A 16759-nucleotide genomic window follows, 5' to 3' on the forward strand; every position below is an offset into this window, starting at 1 on the left:
CAGAGAGGAATCCATCATGCGCAATTTTCCGGAACAAGGTCTGCCACCGACCACCGATCAGATTCACCGTCATTTGCGACGTTCCAATGAAGTCGCCAAACGCGCCGTGAGCATCGGTCATCATCCGTTTGGCGCGGTGCTGGTCGGACCGGATCAGGAAACCGTGTTGATGGAGCAGTGCAATGTCGATACGGTGAATCATGCCGAGGCGGTGCTGGCGCGGGTGGCGGCGTTGAATTATTCGCCCGGGTATTTGTGGGGCTGTACCTTGTACACCTCGGTCGAGCCGTGCTGCATGTGCGCCGGCACCGTGTACTGGGCCAATATCGGGCGCGTGGTGTACGGCATGACGGAGCGACAACTGCTGGATGTGACCGGCAACCATCAGGAAAATCCGACCATGAGCGTGTCATCACGTTATGTGTTTGATCACTGCCAGAAAAATGTCGATCTGATCGGGCCGGTGCCGGAAATGCTGGAGGAAATTGCCAGCTTTCAGCGCGAATTCTGGGCCACGCGCTGAGCTAATGCGGGCCGGCCGGCATGGATCTTGCACAACGCAAGTATGCCGCTTTTACCTTCCCCCTCCGCTGCAACGACGCCGGCCCATCTGCGCTATCTCGAGGACGCCGATGATGTCGGCCGTCTGTTGCTGCGCCACGACTGGCATGACTACGCGCTCGGTCCGATTGCGCACTGGCCGCCGCGTCTGCACGAGGTGCTCAAGCTGTGTCTCAATTCCAATTTTCCGTACATCGTGTATTGGGGGCCGCAACTGCTGACCTTCTGGAACAGCGCCGGCAGTCTGTTCTTTGGTGGTCAGCATCCGCATGCGCTGGGTTTGCCTTTGCATGACATCCAGTCGGATGCGGCGCGCGCGCTGGCGCCACGGATTGCGCAGGTATTGAAGAACGGCCTGGCGGTGCTGTTCGAAGACATGCAAGTGATTTACCGCCGCAATGATTATGAAGAAGAGTTTTACGAAACGTTTTCGTACAGTCCGATTCTCAACGACGACGGTCAGGTCACCGGCATCATCACTCCGATCATCGACACCACCGCGCATGTGATCGGTGTGCGCCGCCTGCGCACGCTCGGCGATCTGGCAACGCAGACGCGGTCGGCGCATTCGCTCGCACAGTATTGCGAATCGCTGAGTCCTTGTCTGGCGCGCAATCCCTACGACTTGCCGTTCTTTGCGCTCTATGCCGGGCAGACCGATGCGGCTTTGCGACTGGTGGCGCAGGCCGGATTGGGTGAGGTACCCGAGGCCGGCTTGCCGTTGCAGATCGGGATGGACCAAGGGGGGGCGCCGGACGATAGCGGGCGGTTCGATCCGGCCCACCGTCTGGCCACAGCCATGGCCAGCGGGCAATTGACGGTGCTGGCTGCCGCCAGTGTGGTCCAACCCGTTCCGCAAGGGGTCTGGGATGCGGCGCCGCGCTCGGTGGCGGTGTTGCCGATCCGGGCGCCGGCCGGCGCGGAACAGCAATTCTTTCTGGTGGCCGGCATCAATCCCTACAAATTGCTGGATCGCGATTATCGTGATTTTCTCGGCATGCTGGCGACCCAGATCGGACGTGGCCTGGCTGATTGCCGCGCATTTGAAGAAGCCGCCGCACGGGCCCGCGCCGAACTCGCAAGCCTGATGCGACGGACCACCATGGGCGAACTGGCAACCTCGATTGCACACGAAGTCAACCAGCCGCTGGCGGCGCTGGTGATCGATGCCAATGCCTGTCTGCGCTGGCTGGCGGCGACCCCGCCCAATCTGGAAGAAGCACAGGCGGCGGCACGTCGCATCGTCAGCAGCGGCCGCCATGCCGGCAATGTGGTGCGCGGCATCCGCGAATTTCTCAACGGCGCTGCCAGTACGCGCCGCCATTCCAATCTGGTCGAGTGTGTCTGGGCCAGTCTCGGCCTGGTGCGCACCGAAGCCCTGCGTCATGACATCGGCTTGCGGGTGCGACTGGCGGCGACGTTGCCACAAGTCTGTGTAGACACCACGCAAATTCAGCAAGTCATGCTCAATCTGTTGCTCAATGCAATCGAAGCGCTGCAGCAGGTCCGTGACCGCGCTCGCAGCATTACGCTCGAAATGTGCGCCAGTGCCGACGGCGTACAAATCCTGGTGCACGATAACGGCAGCGGTTTCGGCGCCACCGATCCGGAACGTCTGTTCGATGCCTTCTATACCACCAAGCCGGAGGGGCTGGGCTTCGGCCTGTCGTTGTCGCGCTCCATCATTGAAGCCCATGGCGGGCGCATGTATGCGGCGGCACGTCAGCCGCACGGCGTCACTATCGGTTGCATGTTGCCGGCTGCCGGCGAGGGACCACGATGAACGCATTGACGCATAGCGACCAGACCGGCGCCATGGTGTTTGTGGTGGACGATGACGCCGCCGTGCGGCTGGCGCTGGACAGCTTGCTGCGTTCGGTCGGCTGGCGCGTTTGCGCTGTTGCCAGCGCCGCTGAATTTCTGCTGCATGAGCGCCCCGCGACGCCGGCCTGCCTGATTCTCGATGTTCGTCTGCCGGGCCTGAGCGGACTCGATTTGCAACGTACTTTGCAAGACATGCAAGACCGTTTGCCGGTGATCATGATCACCGGCCATGGTGATATTCCGATGAGTGTTCGCGCCATGAAAGGCGGCGCGCATGATTTTCTGATCAAGCCGTTCGATGAAGAGGATTTGTTGCAGGCGGTGGCCGATGCACTGGCCAAAGATACGCAGCGCCGCATCGCTGAACATACGCAAGACGCGACGCGCGACGCCTATCAGCGGTTGACTGCGCGCGAGCGGGAAGTGCTGGAACTGGTATTGCAGGGCCGTCTCAACAAGCAAATTGCCGCCACGCTCAACGTCAGCGAAATCACGGTCAAGGTGCATCGTCGTCATCTGATGCAAAAGATGTGCGTGCGTTCGGTGGCAGAACTGGCGCGCAATATGGAGCGCCTGCAAAACGCGGTGACCGGTGCCGCGCTATACTAAGGTGTAATAGGCACCTGAGTGCGTGCCACGTATGCTGCAAATGTCATTTATTTCACGCCGCGGATGCCCGCGTTCGACAGCATCCGGTAGCGCAACAGTACAACAGGGAGAGATGCACAATGTTCAGCAAGCCGTTTTTACGTACCACTTTCAGTCTGGCCGTCGGTGTACTGATCGGCGCCGCCGCCAGCGTCCATGCCGCCGAACCGCTCAAGGTCGGCTTCGTGTATATCGGGCCGGCCAGCGGTGCCGGCTGGTCGTATGCGCATGAGCTGGGGCGGCAAGAAGTGCAGCGCAGCTTTGGCGACAAAGTAAAGACTGTGTTCGTCGAAAATGTGGCGGAAGGTCCGGATGCCGAGCGCGTGATTCGCGATCTCGCCGCCAATGGTGCCAAGGTGATTTTTGGTGGCGCCTTCGGTTACATGAATGCGATGGCCAAGGTCGCACCCGAGTTTCCCGATGTGGCGTTTGAACACGCCACCGGTTACAAGACCGGCCGCAATCTCGGCATCTACGATATCCGTACTTACGAAGGCGCTTGTCTGACCGGCGTGGTCGCCGGTGCCATGAGCAAGAGCGGCAATCTGGGCGTGGTGGCATCGGTGCCGATTCCGGAAGTGATCCGCAATATCAATGCCTATACCTTGTGCGCGCAGGCGGTCAATCCCAAAGTGCGCACTAAAGTGGTGTGGGTCAACGCCTGGTACGATCCGCCGAAGGAGCGCGATGCTGCAGTGGCGCTGATTGCCGGCGGTGTCGATGTGCTGATGCAAAATACCGATTCGCCGGCACCGGTGCAGGTCGCGCTGGAGCGCGGCATCTATGGTTTCGGCTGGGATACCGACATGGCGCAATGGGGCAAGGATGCGCAACTGGCGGCATCGATGCTGAACTGGAGCGTGTATTACAACAAGGTGGTCAGCGATGTCATGGCCAAACGCTGGAAACCGGGCAATGCCTGGCTGGGACTGAAGGAAGATGCGATTCGCTTCGGCAACTACAGCAAAGTGGTGCCGCAGGCGGTCAAGGATCTGGTGGAAGCCCGCAAGCGCGACATCATCTCGGGTGCCAAACCGGTGTTCGGCGGACCGCTGATTGATCAGGCCGGCGTGCAACGCGTAGCGGCCGGCAAGGAACCGAGCGATAAAGACAAGCTGGCGATGCATTACTTCGTCAAGGGTGTGGAAGGGACATTGCCGAAATGAACCACGCTGCAACATGCAATCTGCCGGACCAGGCAACTGACATCGTCGCCGCACTGAAGCTGGTGATCGCCGACTTCGATATGCGGCCGACGATGGTGGTGACCGGCAAGGGCGGTCAGCGTTTCGCTTTTTTTCCGACCGCCCTGACCGACAACATTCCGCCGCTCACGCATGCACTGGCGCAGGCCGTTTGTCTGCTGGCGCGGTTGCACATCGCACATCATCAACAGGCGACACTCGGCGTCGGCGAAGAAGACCGCGGCGCCATGATTGTGGCTGACATCCTGGCGCAGTATCGCTTGCCGCGCACACTGGCGCGCTGGAGTCCGTCGGGCGTGCCGGGCGAAGTGGCAGTCGGTCTGGCCAATGAATATATCGAAGAGGGTTCGACCCAGGTCTATCTGAATGGCGTGCGTCCCGGCGACCGGGTGTTGATCGTCGACGATCTGATCAGTACCGGCGGCACTTTGTGTGCCCTGATTGAAGCAGTGCGACTGGCGGGCGGCGAAATTCTGGAAATCTTTACGGTGGGCGAAAAAACCGAAAACGATGGTCGCCGCTATCTGCGCGAACAAAGCGGACTGTCGGTCAAGACACTGATCGCTTCGACCATGGAACAGATCGGCGAGGTCTTGTATTCGCGTGTGACGCACGTCAATCTGGGGCGTATCGATGCCGGCGTGCTGGCGCAAGTGGCGCAGCATTTTCCACCGGGTTTTTGCCGCGCCGGCTTTGGCGATGACATTTCGGGAGCGCATGCATGACATCCTTGCTCACCTCGGCGCTGCCCGGATACCGGGTGCGTCTGTATCCGCCGGGCGTGGCTTGGCCCGCCGCCGGCGGCAGTTACACCAGCACCTATCCGGTGGTGCTGCGCGACGGCAGTTGTCTTGAATTGCCGCTGCGCGCCTTGCCCGGAGGTACGGATGCGATTGCCTTGCTGATGTCGAATCAGACGCCGTTCGCAGTCGAAGAAGCACTGGCGGCGGTAATGACCGAGATGATCCGGCCCCTGGCGCCGGACATGATCGTCGGCGTGCCCACCATGGGGCTGGATTATGCGCGTCTGGTGGCCAAGAGTCTGGGGCTGCCGCATTACGTTGCACTCGGTCTGTCGCGCAAATTCTGGTATGACCAGAGCTGGTCGGAGCCGACCTTGTCGGGCACCAGTCCGGGCCAGTCGAAGGCGCTCTATCTCGATCCGCATTTGCTGGACCGGGTCGCCGGCCGGCGCGTGGTGTTGATCGATGATGTCATCAACACCGGCCTGACTGCGGCCGCCGCATTGCGCCTGCTGAAAAGGGCCGGCGCCAGTGTGGAAGCGGTGGCGGCAGTGCTGACGGAAGGGCCGGCGTGGCGGCAGGCACTGGCGCAAGTGGATCCCGACGCGCCGGCCAAAGTACTGGCGCTGGGACATATTCCGATGTTTCGGCGGGTGGCCGGAGAGTGGGTCGCCAAAGACGAATAACCGTCCTGCGTAACTGCGACCATCCTGAACAGTTCTGCAACACATCACATCATCCGGCCAGCGGCGTAGTAAACCGATTTTGCTGATCGTTACTGCGCCGCTGTGTTTTTCATTGCCGCATTGCAATATTCTGGCAAGCTCCCCGTAAGCTGGCTCTGTTATTTTCATGCCCACACTAAGACTTGCCGCGTGGACATGCTAATCTACCGCACCGCAAGAAGCATATAAAAAATAATTGCGTGACTGGCTGCACCAGTGCAAGAACGACAAAAAACAGAGACACGATTTACCGGGCCGCAGATCACGCGGCACGGTGGCTCAAGACGGGGACGTCAAGATTGAGAACATTGCACAGAAGAATATCGAACGCATTCGTCGCCATGCAGGCAAAGTATCGCCGTCGCACACCGCCGCTTGCTGCCAATGCCGGCGATTATCGTCATTTCGATAGCGTCAGCGATGGCAGCAGTTTGGCGCCGGAACCGGAGCGCGGCCTCGGCCATTTGCTGGAACAGTCGCTGATCGGCTTGTTCCTGTTGCGCCACGACGGCAGCGTTGTCTATGCCAATGACAAAATGGCCGGCCTGCTCGGCTACGACAGTGCTGCGCAGTTGAGTGGCATGTCGGTCACGGCGCTGGTGGCGCCGGAAGATCTGGTATTGCTGCTGGCGCAACAGCGCATCCGGCTTGATGGCAGTGTTGCCAGCGTGCGCTACAGTTGCCGCTTTCTGCATAAAGATGGCAGCCGGCGGTGGGTCGAAGTGCACGGCAGCGTGAGTCAATATCAGGGACGACCGGTGTTGCTGGAAATGGTGCTCGATGTCGGCCAGCGACTGGAATCGGAGCGGCAGTCGCGACTGGCCGACCGGGTGTTTGAATCGACCAGTGAAGGTATTCTGATCACCGATGCCGCATTTTGCATCGTTGCCGTCAATCCCGCCTTCACCTTGATCACCGGCTATGAAGCCGGGGTTGCTATGGGCAAGCCGTCGCGCATGATGACCGGTGCCAGCGCCCAGGCAGAGATCAATCGCGGCATGCTGGAAAAGCTTGCCAGCGCCGGCCACTGGCAAGGCGAAATGAAAGACCGGCGTAAGGATGGCAGTTGGTATCCGGCATGGTTATCGATTTCGGCGATCCGCGATCCGCAAGGCGTGATCTCCAATTATGTCGGCGTCTTTACCGACAACACCTTGCGCAAGGAAGCCGAACGCAAGCTGGCATTTCTGGCCGACCACGACAGCCTGACCGGTTTGCTGAACCGCAATGGCCTGATGCGCATTTTTTCGCAGCGTATCGATCAGGCCCGGGCGGCACAGAAATCGCTGGTGTTGTATTTCATCGATCTGGACCGCTTCAAGACCGTCAACGATACGCTCGGCCATCATGCCGGCGATCAGTTGCTGGTGGCGGCGGCTCAGCGCCTGCGCGCCGAACTCGCCGAGGACGACGTCCTGGCCCGCTTCGGTGGCGACGAATTCGTGGTGTTGCTGGGCGCCGGCGAAAAGCCGCCGGCAGTGATGGCGCAAGATCTGATCAACAGCATGCTCAGGCCGTTTATGATCAATGGCCATGAAATGTTCATCACCGCCAGTGTCGGCAGCGCCACCTTTCCCGAACATGGACCGGATGCCGTCACGATATTGAAAAATGCCGATATCGCGATGTATCACGCCAAGGATCGCGGAAAAAATACGTTCCGCCTGTTCAATCAGGAAATGAGTCATCATGCGCTGGAAAAAATGCTGCTGGAAAACAGCTTGCGCCACGCCGTCGAACGCGATGAATTCGTGCTGTACTTTCAGCCACAGGTGGCAACCAGCGATGGCAGTCTGCGCGGGGTCGAAGCCTTGCTGCGCTGGCAGCATCCGACGCGCGGCCTGGTGGCGCCCGGGATGTTCATTCCGCTGGCCGAACAGACCGGGCTGATCGTGCCGCTCGGTGCCTGGGTCTTGCGCCAGGCCTGTCTGCAAGGTCGTGCCTGGTTGGATCAGGGCTATCAGTTTGGCCGCGTGGCTGTCAATCTGTCGCCGCGCCAGTTTGCCGCCGATGATTTGCTGGCGGTGATCGATGCGGCGCTGGTGCAAAGCGGTTTGCCGTCATCCATGCTGGAGCTGGAAATTACCGAGAGTGCAATCATGCACAATCCGCAAGATGCCGTGGTGTTGCTGGAGCGCATGCGCGAACTGGGCGTGGCGGTATCGGTGGATGACTTCGGCACCGGGTATTCGTCGCTGGCGAGCCTGAAACAATATCCGCTCGATACGTTGAAAATTGACCGCAGTTTCGTGCGCGGCATTCCGCATGACGCCGACGACGTCGCCATTACCGAAGCGATCATTGCGATTGCCCACAAGTTGCGTTTGCAGGTGGTCGCCGAAGGTGTGGAAAATGAAGATCAGCGCGACTTCCTGCGCGCGGCCGGATGCGATCTGACACAGGGTTATCTGCATGCGCAACCATTGCCGGTGGCCGAACTGGAACGACTCTGGCTGGCACAGGCGGTGCGGTAGCGCTCAGTTGGCGATACTGTTTTGGCGCGCAATTTCCTTGCGCTTCATGCTCATGTAGCTGTTCTGGTCCACTTCATGCAACTGGCGCGGATAGCGTTCGGTGGCTTTGAACCAGGCCTGCAGGCGCTGTTCGGTACGGGCTTGCGGTGCTGCGTTCAAGGCGTTCAGATAAGCATCGATTGCCAGGTAATAACGCATGGTATTGCGCTCGACGGTGCCGCGTATGCCATCGACGTATTGCGGGGCCGCTCCCGGTTTTGATTCCAACATGGTAAAGCCGACCTTGTTGCTGCCGGCGGTGGCGAGGTAGGTGCGCAGCGCGACGCGGCTGGCAAAGCCGTAAGAATACGAATACATCAGATGCAGGAAACTGCGGCCATCGGCCAGCGGTACTGCTTCCAGCCGGATGCGGTAATTGCTGGTGTCAATCGGACCTTTGTCGGCATTCATTGCGACGTCAAAGTAATGCGCACTGTTGCTGGCGAGGTGGTAGGCGAAATCGATGCGATAAGTATCCGGCAGCGGCTGTTCATATTTCTTGCCGACGTGCATCACCAGTGTGCCGCCGTTGGCGCGGCAGTATTTGGTATTGAGATGCAGAATCAGCAGGTCGCACCAGTTGCCCGGCATGGTCAGCGCACTGCTGACGCTGGCAAACGGATAATCGACCACGGCATAAATGTCGCCCTTGATGGTATTCGGCGTTTCCGTGGAGTTGAGATACACCGGTTGTTGAAACTGGTTGTGGCCCAGTTGCGTTTGCAATGCCAGATATTTTTCCTGCAAGGCAGCAGCGCCGGCGCTATCTTCTGCCGCCCGCGCGGAGCCGGCAGCCAGCATCGCCAACAGTGTGCCGGCAAGCAACAGGCGCCACCAGCGTGGCAGCGTGGAGTGACTATTCATTGAGCTTCTTTCCTGTGACATGGGTGGTGCTCATGCCGGATTGGCAATGCGATGGGGGCATGGTCATAACCAGCGTGCCCACAGACTGGCGCCGAATTCCTTGATGCGGTCGCTGACCGGGCGCTCGGACCATTCCTGTTCGGTAATCAGATGCGAGGCGGACATGTCGCGTTCAAACATGGTTTGCATCTGGCTGCCGAATTGGGGACTCAGGATCACGGCGTTGATTTCCTGATTATAGACAAAGCTGCGCCAATCCAGATTGGTCGAGCCGATGCTGGACCAGACGCCGTCGATGAGGGCAGTCTTGGCATGCAGCAAGGCATCCTGGCGTTCATAGATCTTGATGCCGGCGTGCAACAGTTCGCTATAGAACGAACGTGAGGCATACAGCACCAGTGCCGAGTCGCTTTTGGCGGGCAGGATCAGGCGCACATCGACGCCGCGCCGGACGGCATCCTTGAGTGCCTGGCACAATTGCGGATCGGGAATGAAGTAGGCATTGGTCAGGTACACCTGAGCCTGCGCATGTTGAATGGCGGAAATGAAGGTGGCATAGATCACGCTGTAGGGATCATCCGGCGAGCTGCCGATGGCGCGTACCAGTTCGGTACCCTTGACGGGCAGCGGCGGGAAATAATTTTTCTTCGCCAGTGGTGGTCCGTGCTGGGTTTCCCAAGTGGTCAGGAACAGTTTTTGAAACTCGGCGGCGACCGGACCATCCATGCGTACCTGTGTATCGCGCCACGGAATGTCGCTGGCATCGGCCGCGCGTTTTTTGGAGCGGAACGAACCGCTCGAATAGACGCTGCTGATATTGATGCCGCCGACGAAGGCGGTCACGCCGTCGACCACCAGCAATTTGCGGTGATCGCGCTGATTGACGTCCCAGCCCTTGCGCGTCATGGCCGGATTGACCGGATTGAATTCCAGTACGTTGATGCCGGCATCGGTCATCGGCTTGAAGAACTCGACCGGGGTACTCATGGTGCCGACGCTGTCGTAGATCAGATTGACTTGCACCCCTTGCTTTTGCTTGCTGATCAACAGGTCGGCAAACTGGCGGCCGACATCATCGGCTTCCAGAATATAGGTTTCCATATTGATGTGATCGCGCGCGCCGCGAATTGCCGCTTGCATCGAGGCATAGGTGGCGGGGCCGTCGATCAGCAGCGTGACCTGATTGCCGCTGGTGAGCGGCGAACCGGTGATGGCACTTTCAATCGCGATGTGCTGGTCGAGAATATTGTTGTCATGCTTGTCGCTTTTGAGTTTGTCCAGAATTGCCTGACTTTTCTCTTCACTCAAAATGCCGCGACCACCCTTGATCTGGATCGACTTTTCCGATTGCGTCTGCATGTCGGGCACGACTTGCGGCAGCGAACTGCAACTGACGAGCAAGAGCAGGCACATGCAAAGTGCATAAAGTTGGACTGCCGCGTTCTTTTTGATATGTGCATGCATGGTGTGGGTCCGGTTTTTCTTGCTGTTCAGTACACGGAAATTACCCGCCGAGTATAAGCCGTAGCGCGCTGTCGCTGGTGGCCCGGACCCGCCATTTACGGGGGAAACGGCATCGTCCTACTGTAGAAAGCTCGCTTCACCTACAAGCTTGTTGTTTATTTTTTATTGATACCGGACAGTGATTTTTTGAGGCGATCTTTATATCGGCGCGACTATGCTGAGTCATCTCTTCAATGCGACAAGGGGATGGATATGAAGAATCAACGCCGGCAGTCCGAAAAAATTTCCTGGTGGCAGCGTTTGCTGTTTCCGCAGCGTTTGCCGGGATTGTTTGCTGCGCGCTTGCGTTCACCGCTGGCCGGCATGCAAAGTGCAACGCCGGATGCGCCACGGGCGCAAGCGCGGATACACAGAAAAGCCGAAGGTCACGGCCGTTGTCTGTTGTGCGTGATTATTGATATCGATGCCGCGAGTGTATTGCGCACGGCGGTCATGCAGAATTCAGGCGTAGTGTTCATGCGTTTGCAGCAGATCGCGCACAAACCGCAGTTGCAGGTCTGGTTATGTCTGGAATCGTGGGCGCGTCAGCGTACACTGACGACCATCATGAGGGTCTTGCCGCGTGCTCAATTCCGCTGGTGATTTGGCGGCTGCCTGCGCCCGGATTGCGCCGGTCATTGCAACGCTCTGCGCTGCGGCCGGGGCAGCGATGAAGTGCCGGAAAACCTGGCACTTCATCGCTATCCGTTACGGTACCCAGGTCTCGATATCAAGGCCACCGGACGGCGAGCTTTCAACAATCACCTGGCCTCCCAGCGGGCCGTGCAGCGGACCACCATTCCAGATGCCGATATCCAGGCCGGCACCGGCGACGTCTTTCAGTTCTGCTTGAGTCAGTATTTGCATCACGCATACTCCTTGAAAAGTTAAGCCACAATCAAACGGACTTCATGCCGTCGCTGACGGTATGGGAAAGACCGTGATTCATCTTAGTCAGGATGCCGGTTTCAGACCATAGAAGCTGTTCTGAATATCGTTCGCAATTGCATCCGCAATGCAGTCTAATAAACGTCGCGCCGGTAACGTCCTTGTTCGATCAGATCTTGCAGGGCAGCGGCACCGAGAATGTCGGTGATGGCCGCTTCCACACCGGCGGCCATGCCATTGAGACTGCCGCAGATGTAGATGACGGCGCCATCGGCTACCCAGGCGCGCAGCACGTCGGCGGCTTCGCGCAGCTTGTCCTGAACGTAGATCCGTTCCGTCTGATCGCGCGAGAAGGCCAGATCGAGACGCTCCAGCATGCCATCGCGTTGCCATTGTTCGATTTCACTCTGGTAATGGAAATCATGGCGCCGCTGGCGCTCGCCGAACAGCAGCCAGTTGCGGGTCTGATTGTGGCGTACGCGGGCGCGCAGATGACTGCGCAAGCCGGCCAGACCGGAACCGTTGCCGATCAGGATGGCGGGCGCATCATTGCCGGCCAGCGCGAAATTGTCGTTGCTCAGCAACCGCATGGCGATACTGCTGCCGGGCGTGGCGTATGCCGTCAGCCAGCCCGAGGCAACGCCGGGACCATCATCGTGCACGGCTTGCCGGACCAGCAGATGGACGCGTCCGTCTTGCGGTATCGAGGCAATGGAATAGGTACGCGGCGCCAGCGCCTGCAAGTGGTCAGCGATGGCTTGCGCTGCGTGTGGGCCGCTGCTCAGGGCTGGCAATATGCTGCGCGCCAGCGCTGCGGCCAGTGTGTATTGCTGGCCGTGAAAGTGGACGCTCTGGTTGCCGTCGAGCTGCGCCCGTTGCAGCAACAGCGCGATGCGATCCGGTGCGTGGCGCGGCAATATTTCCGCCAGCGCACCCGACTGCCAGCGCAACGGCAAGTCCTGGGGCGGCGTCAGTTCCAGATGATAGATGCCGCTGCCGCAACTGCCGGCATTGAGCAATTCGCGTTTCTGCAAGGTCCAGTCAGTGAAGGGGTGTTCATCGTCGCGCTGTTTTTCCATCGCGACATCACCGCCGCTCAGCGCACCCAATGCCTGTTCCCAGGCGCCCAGCGCTGCCGGGTCGAGGCGGTCGGCTTCGATCATGGCAAACAGGGTTTGTGCGCCCTGGCTCTGCAAGCTGTGATCAAGCAGATGGCCGAAGCCGCAGAAGCGTTCGTACTGACGGTCACCGAGCGCCAGTATGCCGTAGCGTAGCGGCGCCAGACCGGAGCCGGATTGCTGTTCCAGCAGGCGCATGAAACGGTGCGCGCTGTCAGGCGGTTCGCCCTGTCCAAAGGTGCTGACCACGAACAAGACGCGTTGATAGTGACGCAGGCGATCCGGATCAAGGGTGGCGAGTGATTGCAAGCTGACGCTCATGCCGGCCCGTTGCAACGCGGCGGCACTGCGTAACGCCAGTTGCTCGGCCTGCCCCGATTGCGAGGCCCAGGCCAGCAACATGGTGTCGTGCGCGTTGCTGCCGTCGTCGTGGCCGGTCTGGCCGGCGCTCTTGTCGAGCAAGGCGCGCGCCTTTCTGACGGCGCGTTTCTGTCGGCGCCGATCCAGATACAGCATCCAGCCGGTGACGGCAAACAGCGGCAGCATCAGGCTGGCAAGCAACATCACGATGCGGCCCGGCAAACCGAAATAGGTCCCCATGTGCAGCGGGTAAATCGCACCGATGAATTTGCCGCCGGTGCTCTTGTCGGCGAACCGTTCGTTCTGGGTCAGCTTGCCGCTCAGCGGCTGCACCGCCATGCGGTTGCGGGCGCGTTCGTGCGAGGCGTCCGGGGTCAGGTAATTGATCTGTACCGCTTGTCCGGCTTTGTCAGGGATGCGCAGGGTCGCGGTGGTGTAGTTGCCGGCTTCGCGTAAAAACACTTCCCAGCTCAGCTTCAGATCGACCACCCCGGCGGCCTCGGCGGCGGCCGGCATTTTCGGTTTTTTCGGTGCCGGCGGACGGGCGCTGACGGCTTCCCCGGCGAGGGTATTGACACCTTGCTTGAACCAGTCGAATGCCCAGTACAAACCGGTGGTAGTGAAAATCACGTACATCACCAGGGCCCAGGTGCCGATCACCGAATGCAGGTTCCACAGGAAAGAACGGCCGCGCATGCCGAAGTCGAGTTTGAACCAGGCGCGCCAGTCCAGCGCCCGTCGCGGCCAGCGCAGATACAGACCGGACAGCGCCAGCGTCAGCAGGCACAGCGCCAGAATGCCGGCGACGATCTTGCCGGCGTCGACCGGCAGCAACAGCCAGCGATGCAGGCGTTCGGAAAATTCAAAGAATTCATTGCCGGCCAAGGGCGGCAGCAGGGCACCGCTGTAGGGATCGACATAGCGTGCTTCGCCGCGCCGTACTCCTTTTGGTGGTGCAAACACCACTCTGGCCGAGGCCCCGGGTTCTGCCCAGACGGTAAGCGAAAGGATCCGTTCGTGCGGTACCGCAACGCTGATCCGCTCGTTGAGTTGTTGGGGTGTCAATACCGGTTCCGGGCGCGGTGCGATATGCGTGATGCCGGGATTGATCCAGTCCAGTATTTCTTCTCTGAAAGAGAGGATGGCGCCGGTGATGCCGATAGCGATCAGGATGGTGCCGGCAGTGATGCCGATAAACCAGTGAATCTGAAACCAGATTTTTTTGAACATGAGCGTGTGTTGCCGGTGGCGGCGAAGTGTCGGTGCCGGCACCGATTGTTTCTTGCGGGAAATCAATCCCCGTCAGGCATGGCGGCGCGACTAAAGCCGGCAATTATAAATTGGAAATGATAACTGTTCTTGATTGTATGTGCGCCGATGACGGTTTTTATTCGGCAAAGTGGTCGGCGATCAGTCCGCGCAACCATTGATTGCCCTCATCCTGATTGAAACGGCGGTGCCAGAAGATATTGGTTTGCAGCGATGGCAGTCGCAGCGGTGGCTTTATATATTGCAGATTGAACGGACCGACTGCGCTTTCGGCCAGTTTGTGCGGCACCGTCACCAGCAAATCGGTGGTGCTGACGATGTAGGGCACAGCGGTGAAGTGGGGCACGCGAAAGTGGACGTTGGCCCGCACGCCGGCTTTTTCCAGAATCTGATTGATGCGGTCATACGGACTTTCCAGCGAGGCCACTACCAGATGTTGCGCCGCCAGAAATTCCTTGAGCGAGACTTCGCCGCCGCTGGCTGCCAGCGGGTGGCCGCGGCGGAACATGCTGACGTAGTTTTGGCGAAACAAGCGGCGCTGATACAAGGCGTCGGAAACATTGTCGAAGGCGCCGATGGCAAGGTCGACCCGGCCGGCTTCCATTTCGGTTTTGAGGTCGATGGCACCGGCACGCACGGTACTGATCACGACGCCGGGTGCCTGTTGCCGGCATTGCTCGACCAGTCGCGGCATGAAATAGACTTCGCCGACATCGGTCATGGCAATCGTGAAACGGCGCTGGCTGTCTGCCGGGCTGAATACATCGAGCCGGTTGAGTGCCTTGGCCACATGCGCCAGGGCCGAATTGACCGGTTCCGCCATTTGCTCGGCAAACGGCGTCGGCTGCATGCCGTGTGCGGTACGCACAAACAGTTCATCGGCAAAGGTCCGGCGCAGCCGCGCCAGCGCATTGCTGACCGCCGGTTGCGATAACCCCAGACGCCTTGCGACCGAAGAAATCTGGCGTTCCTGAAACACTTCCTGAAAGATGACCAGCAAATTCAGGTCAATGTCGCGTGGCTCTATCATTATTGATTTGGTGAATGGATTGTATTTCCGTATTTATATCGTAAAAGATGGGGGCTTGCACTACAGTGACGATCCAAGAACAAAAATAATGTTGTTGTGCCGCCATTTCATTGCGGTTCAGCAAAACAAGATCAATCCCTCCGGAGCAGACATGAATGCCAATGCAGTAAACGTGATCAACGTCGATCAGGTAGTCGAGAACAGCCGTTTCGGCGCTTTTCAGTTTGGCCTGCTGGCCTTGTGCGGCTTGTGTCTGATCATCGATGGTTTTGATGTCCAGGCCATGGGCTACGTGGCACCGGCCATCATCGGTGACTGGGGCGTCAGCAAAGCCAGTCTGGGACCAGTGTTCGGCGCCGGCCTGTTCGGCATGCTGCTCGGTTCGCTGGTGTTGACCCCGGTGGGCGACCGCCTCGGACGCCGTCCGGTGCTGATCATTTCCACTTTTTTCTTTGCCGCCTGCATGTTGCTGACGACCCAGGTCACCACCATCGACAGCTTGCTGGTACTGCGCTTCATCACCGGCTTCGGTCTCGGCAGCATCATGCCGAATGCCATGGCGCTGGTCGGTGAATTCAGCCCGGGCCGTTCGCGTGTCACGCGCATGATGTGGGTCTCTTGCGGCTTCACCGTGGGAGCGGCGGTGGGCGGATTCGTCAGCGCGGCGTTGATTCCGGCCTTCGGCTGGCGCTCGGTGTTTCTGGTGGGCGGCATTGTCCCCGCCGTGCTCGGTGTGGCGATGCTGATCTGGTTGCCGGAATCGATTCAGTTTCTGGTATTGCGCAAGCGCGCCGCCAGCAAGATTGAACACTGGTTGCGCAAGCTTGATCCAACCCTCCGTGTGCCGGCCGGTGTCACCGTGGTGGTCAAGGAAACCAAAGCCAACGGCATGCCGGTGGCAGAACTGTTCCGTGACGGCCGCGCCGGCGTCACTCTGCTGTTGTGGCTGATCAGTTTCATGAACCTGATCAATCTGTATTTCCTGTCGAACTGGTTGCCGACCCTGATCAAGGATGCCGGCTACTCTACCGGCAACGCGGTGTTGATCGGCACTTCGCTGCAAGTGGGCGGGATTGTCGGTACCCTGACGCTGGGCTGGTTCATCAATCGTTTCGGCTTCACCAAAGTACTCGGCACCTGTTTCCTCGCCGCCTGCATCGCGATTGCCGTGATCGGCCGGGTCGCAGCATTCCCTGCCTTGCTATTCATCAGCGTCGTGATTGCCGGCTTTTGCGTGGTCGGCGGGCAACCGGCGGTCAATGCGCTGGCCGGTACTTTTTATCCAACCACGCTGCGTTCCACCGGCATCGGCTGGGCACTCGGCATCGGCCGCATCGGTTCGGTGATCGGGCCGGTCATCGGCGGTCAACTGATCGCGATGCAGTGGACCAACGGTTCGCTGTTTGCCGCCGCCGCTGTGCCGGCATTGATCTCGGCCTTGATGGTGGTGCGCCTGCATCGTGTCCGGCCCGGCAACGAAATCAATTGAGCAACTGACGGTGCCGCGT

General features: G+C 59.6%; 14 protein-coding genes. 9 read left to right on the forward strand and 5 right to left on the reverse strand.

The features are described 5' to 3' along the window. The first annotated feature begins 16 nt into the window (after nucleotides 1-16). The 7 genes from AKL27_RS20285 (at nucleotide 17) to AKL27_RS20315 (ending at nucleotide 8180) form a co-directional block, all read left to right on the forward strand. On the forward strand, nucleotides 17-523 hold the full coding sequence (locus AKL27_RS20285) for a nucleoside deaminase (protein WP_050464682.1): 507 nt from the start codon (nucleotides 17-19) through the stop codon (nucleotides 521-523). Between the two features lie 42 nt (nucleotides 524-565). Beyond that, complete coding sequence (locus AKL27_RS20290) at nucleotides 566-2344, forward strand: sensor histidine kinase (protein WP_050464683.1); 1779 nt, start codon at nucleotides 566-568, stop codon at nucleotides 2342-2344. After that, nucleotides 2341-2994, forward strand: coding sequence for a response regulator transcription factor (locus AKL27_RS20295; RefSeq protein WP_050464684.1), 654 nt, complete (start codon nucleotides 2341-2343; stop codon nucleotides 2992-2994). Before AKL27_RS20290 ends, AKL27_RS20295 begins: the two co-directional genes overlap by 4 nt. A gap of 119 nt (nucleotides 2995-3113) precedes the next feature. Then, on the forward strand, nucleotides 3114-4199 hold the full coding sequence (locus AKL27_RS20300; protein ID WP_050464685.1) for a BMP family ABC transporter substrate-binding protein: 1086 nt from the start codon (nucleotides 3114-3116) through the stop codon (nucleotides 4197-4199). Further along, nucleotides 4196-4963, forward strand: a complete 768-nt coding sequence (locus AKL27_RS20305) for a phosphoribosyltransferase family protein (RefSeq protein ID WP_050464686.1) — start codon at nucleotides 4196-4198, stop codon at nucleotides 4961-4963. Before AKL27_RS20300 ends, AKL27_RS20305 begins: the two co-directional genes overlap by 4 nt. Then, nucleotides 4960-5667 (forward strand): phosphoribosyltransferase, encoded by a 708-nt coding sequence (locus AKL27_RS20310; RefSeq protein WP_083439181.1) that lies wholly within the window; start codon nucleotides 4960-4962, stop codon nucleotides 5665-5667. The genes AKL27_RS20305 and AKL27_RS20310 overlap by 4 nt, the downstream gene beginning before the upstream one ends. 347 nt (nucleotides 5668-6014) lie before the next feature. Next, on the forward strand, nucleotides 6015-8180 hold the full coding sequence (locus AKL27_RS20315) for a putative bifunctional diguanylate cyclase/phosphodiesterase (RefSeq protein WP_232311053.1): 2166 nt from the start codon (nucleotides 6015-6017) through the stop codon (nucleotides 8178-8180). 3 nt (nucleotides 8181-8183) lie between these two features. Here AKL27_RS20315 and AKL27_RS20320 read toward each other — a convergent pair whose 3' ends face one another. Both AKL27_RS20320 and cls read right to left on the reverse strand, forming a co-directional pair. Beyond that, nucleotides 8184-9083, reverse strand: a complete 900-nt coding sequence (locus AKL27_RS20320) for a hypothetical protein (protein WP_198156027.1) — start codon at nucleotides 9081-9083, stop codon at nucleotides 8184-8186. A gap of 63 nt (nucleotides 9084-9146) precedes the next feature. After that, nucleotides 9147-10496 carry a cardiolipin synthase gene (cls, locus tag AKL27_RS20325; protein ID WP_232311054.1) on the reverse strand — a complete coding sequence of 450 codons (1350 nt, stop codon included), beginning with the start codon at nucleotides 10494-10496 and terminating at the stop codon, nucleotides 9147-9149. Between the two features lie 303 nt (nucleotides 10497-10799). On the opposite strand from cls, the gene AKL27_RS20330 reads away from it, so the two are divergent. Next, entirely contained in the window at nucleotides 10800-11189 is a 390-nt protein-coding gene (locus AKL27_RS20330; protein WP_157057024.1) for a hypothetical protein, read from the forward strand. A 105-nt stretch (nucleotides 11190-11294) separates the two neighbouring features. On the opposite strand, the gene AKL27_RS27885 is transcribed toward AKL27_RS20330, so the two are convergent. The 3 genes from AKL27_RS27885 to AKL27_RS20340 all read right to left on the reverse strand — a co-directional run bounded on the left by AKL27_RS27885 (nucleotide 11295) and on the right by AKL27_RS20340 (nucleotide 15251). Continuing rightward, complete coding sequence (locus tag AKL27_RS27885) at nucleotides 11295-11453, reverse strand: hypothetical protein (RefSeq protein ID WP_157057025.1); 159 nt, start codon at nucleotides 11451-11453, stop codon at nucleotides 11295-11297. Between the two features lie 155 nt (nucleotides 11454-11608). Continuing rightward, the gene (locus AKL27_RS20335; RefSeq protein ID WP_050464690.1) at nucleotides 11609-14182 is read right to left on the reverse strand and encodes a PepSY domain-containing protein; all 2574 of its coding nucleotides are present in this window, start codon (nucleotides 14180-14182) and stop codon (nucleotides 11609-11611) included. A gap of 157 nt (nucleotides 14183-14339) precedes the next feature. Then, nucleotides 14340-15251 (reverse strand): LysR substrate-binding domain-containing protein, encoded by a 912-nt coding sequence (locus AKL27_RS20340; protein ID WP_050464691.1) that lies wholly within the window; start codon nucleotides 15249-15251, stop codon nucleotides 14340-14342. A gap of 151 nt (nucleotides 15252-15402) precedes the next feature. On the opposite strand from AKL27_RS20340, the gene AKL27_RS20345 reads away from it, so the two are divergent. Next, nucleotides 15403-16740 carry an MFS transporter gene (locus tag AKL27_RS20345; RefSeq protein ID WP_050464717.1) on the forward strand — a complete coding sequence of 446 codons (1338 nt, stop codon included), beginning with the start codon at nucleotides 15403-15405 and terminating at the stop codon, nucleotides 16738-16740. Nucleotides 16741-16759: the final 19 nt, after the last annotated feature.

It is taken from the genome of Herbaspirillum autotrophicum, assembly GCF_001189915.1.
Classification (GTDB): domain Bacteria; phylum Pseudomonadota; class Gammaproteobacteria; order Burkholderiales; family Burkholderiaceae_D; genus Herbaspirillum; species Herbaspirillum autotrophicum.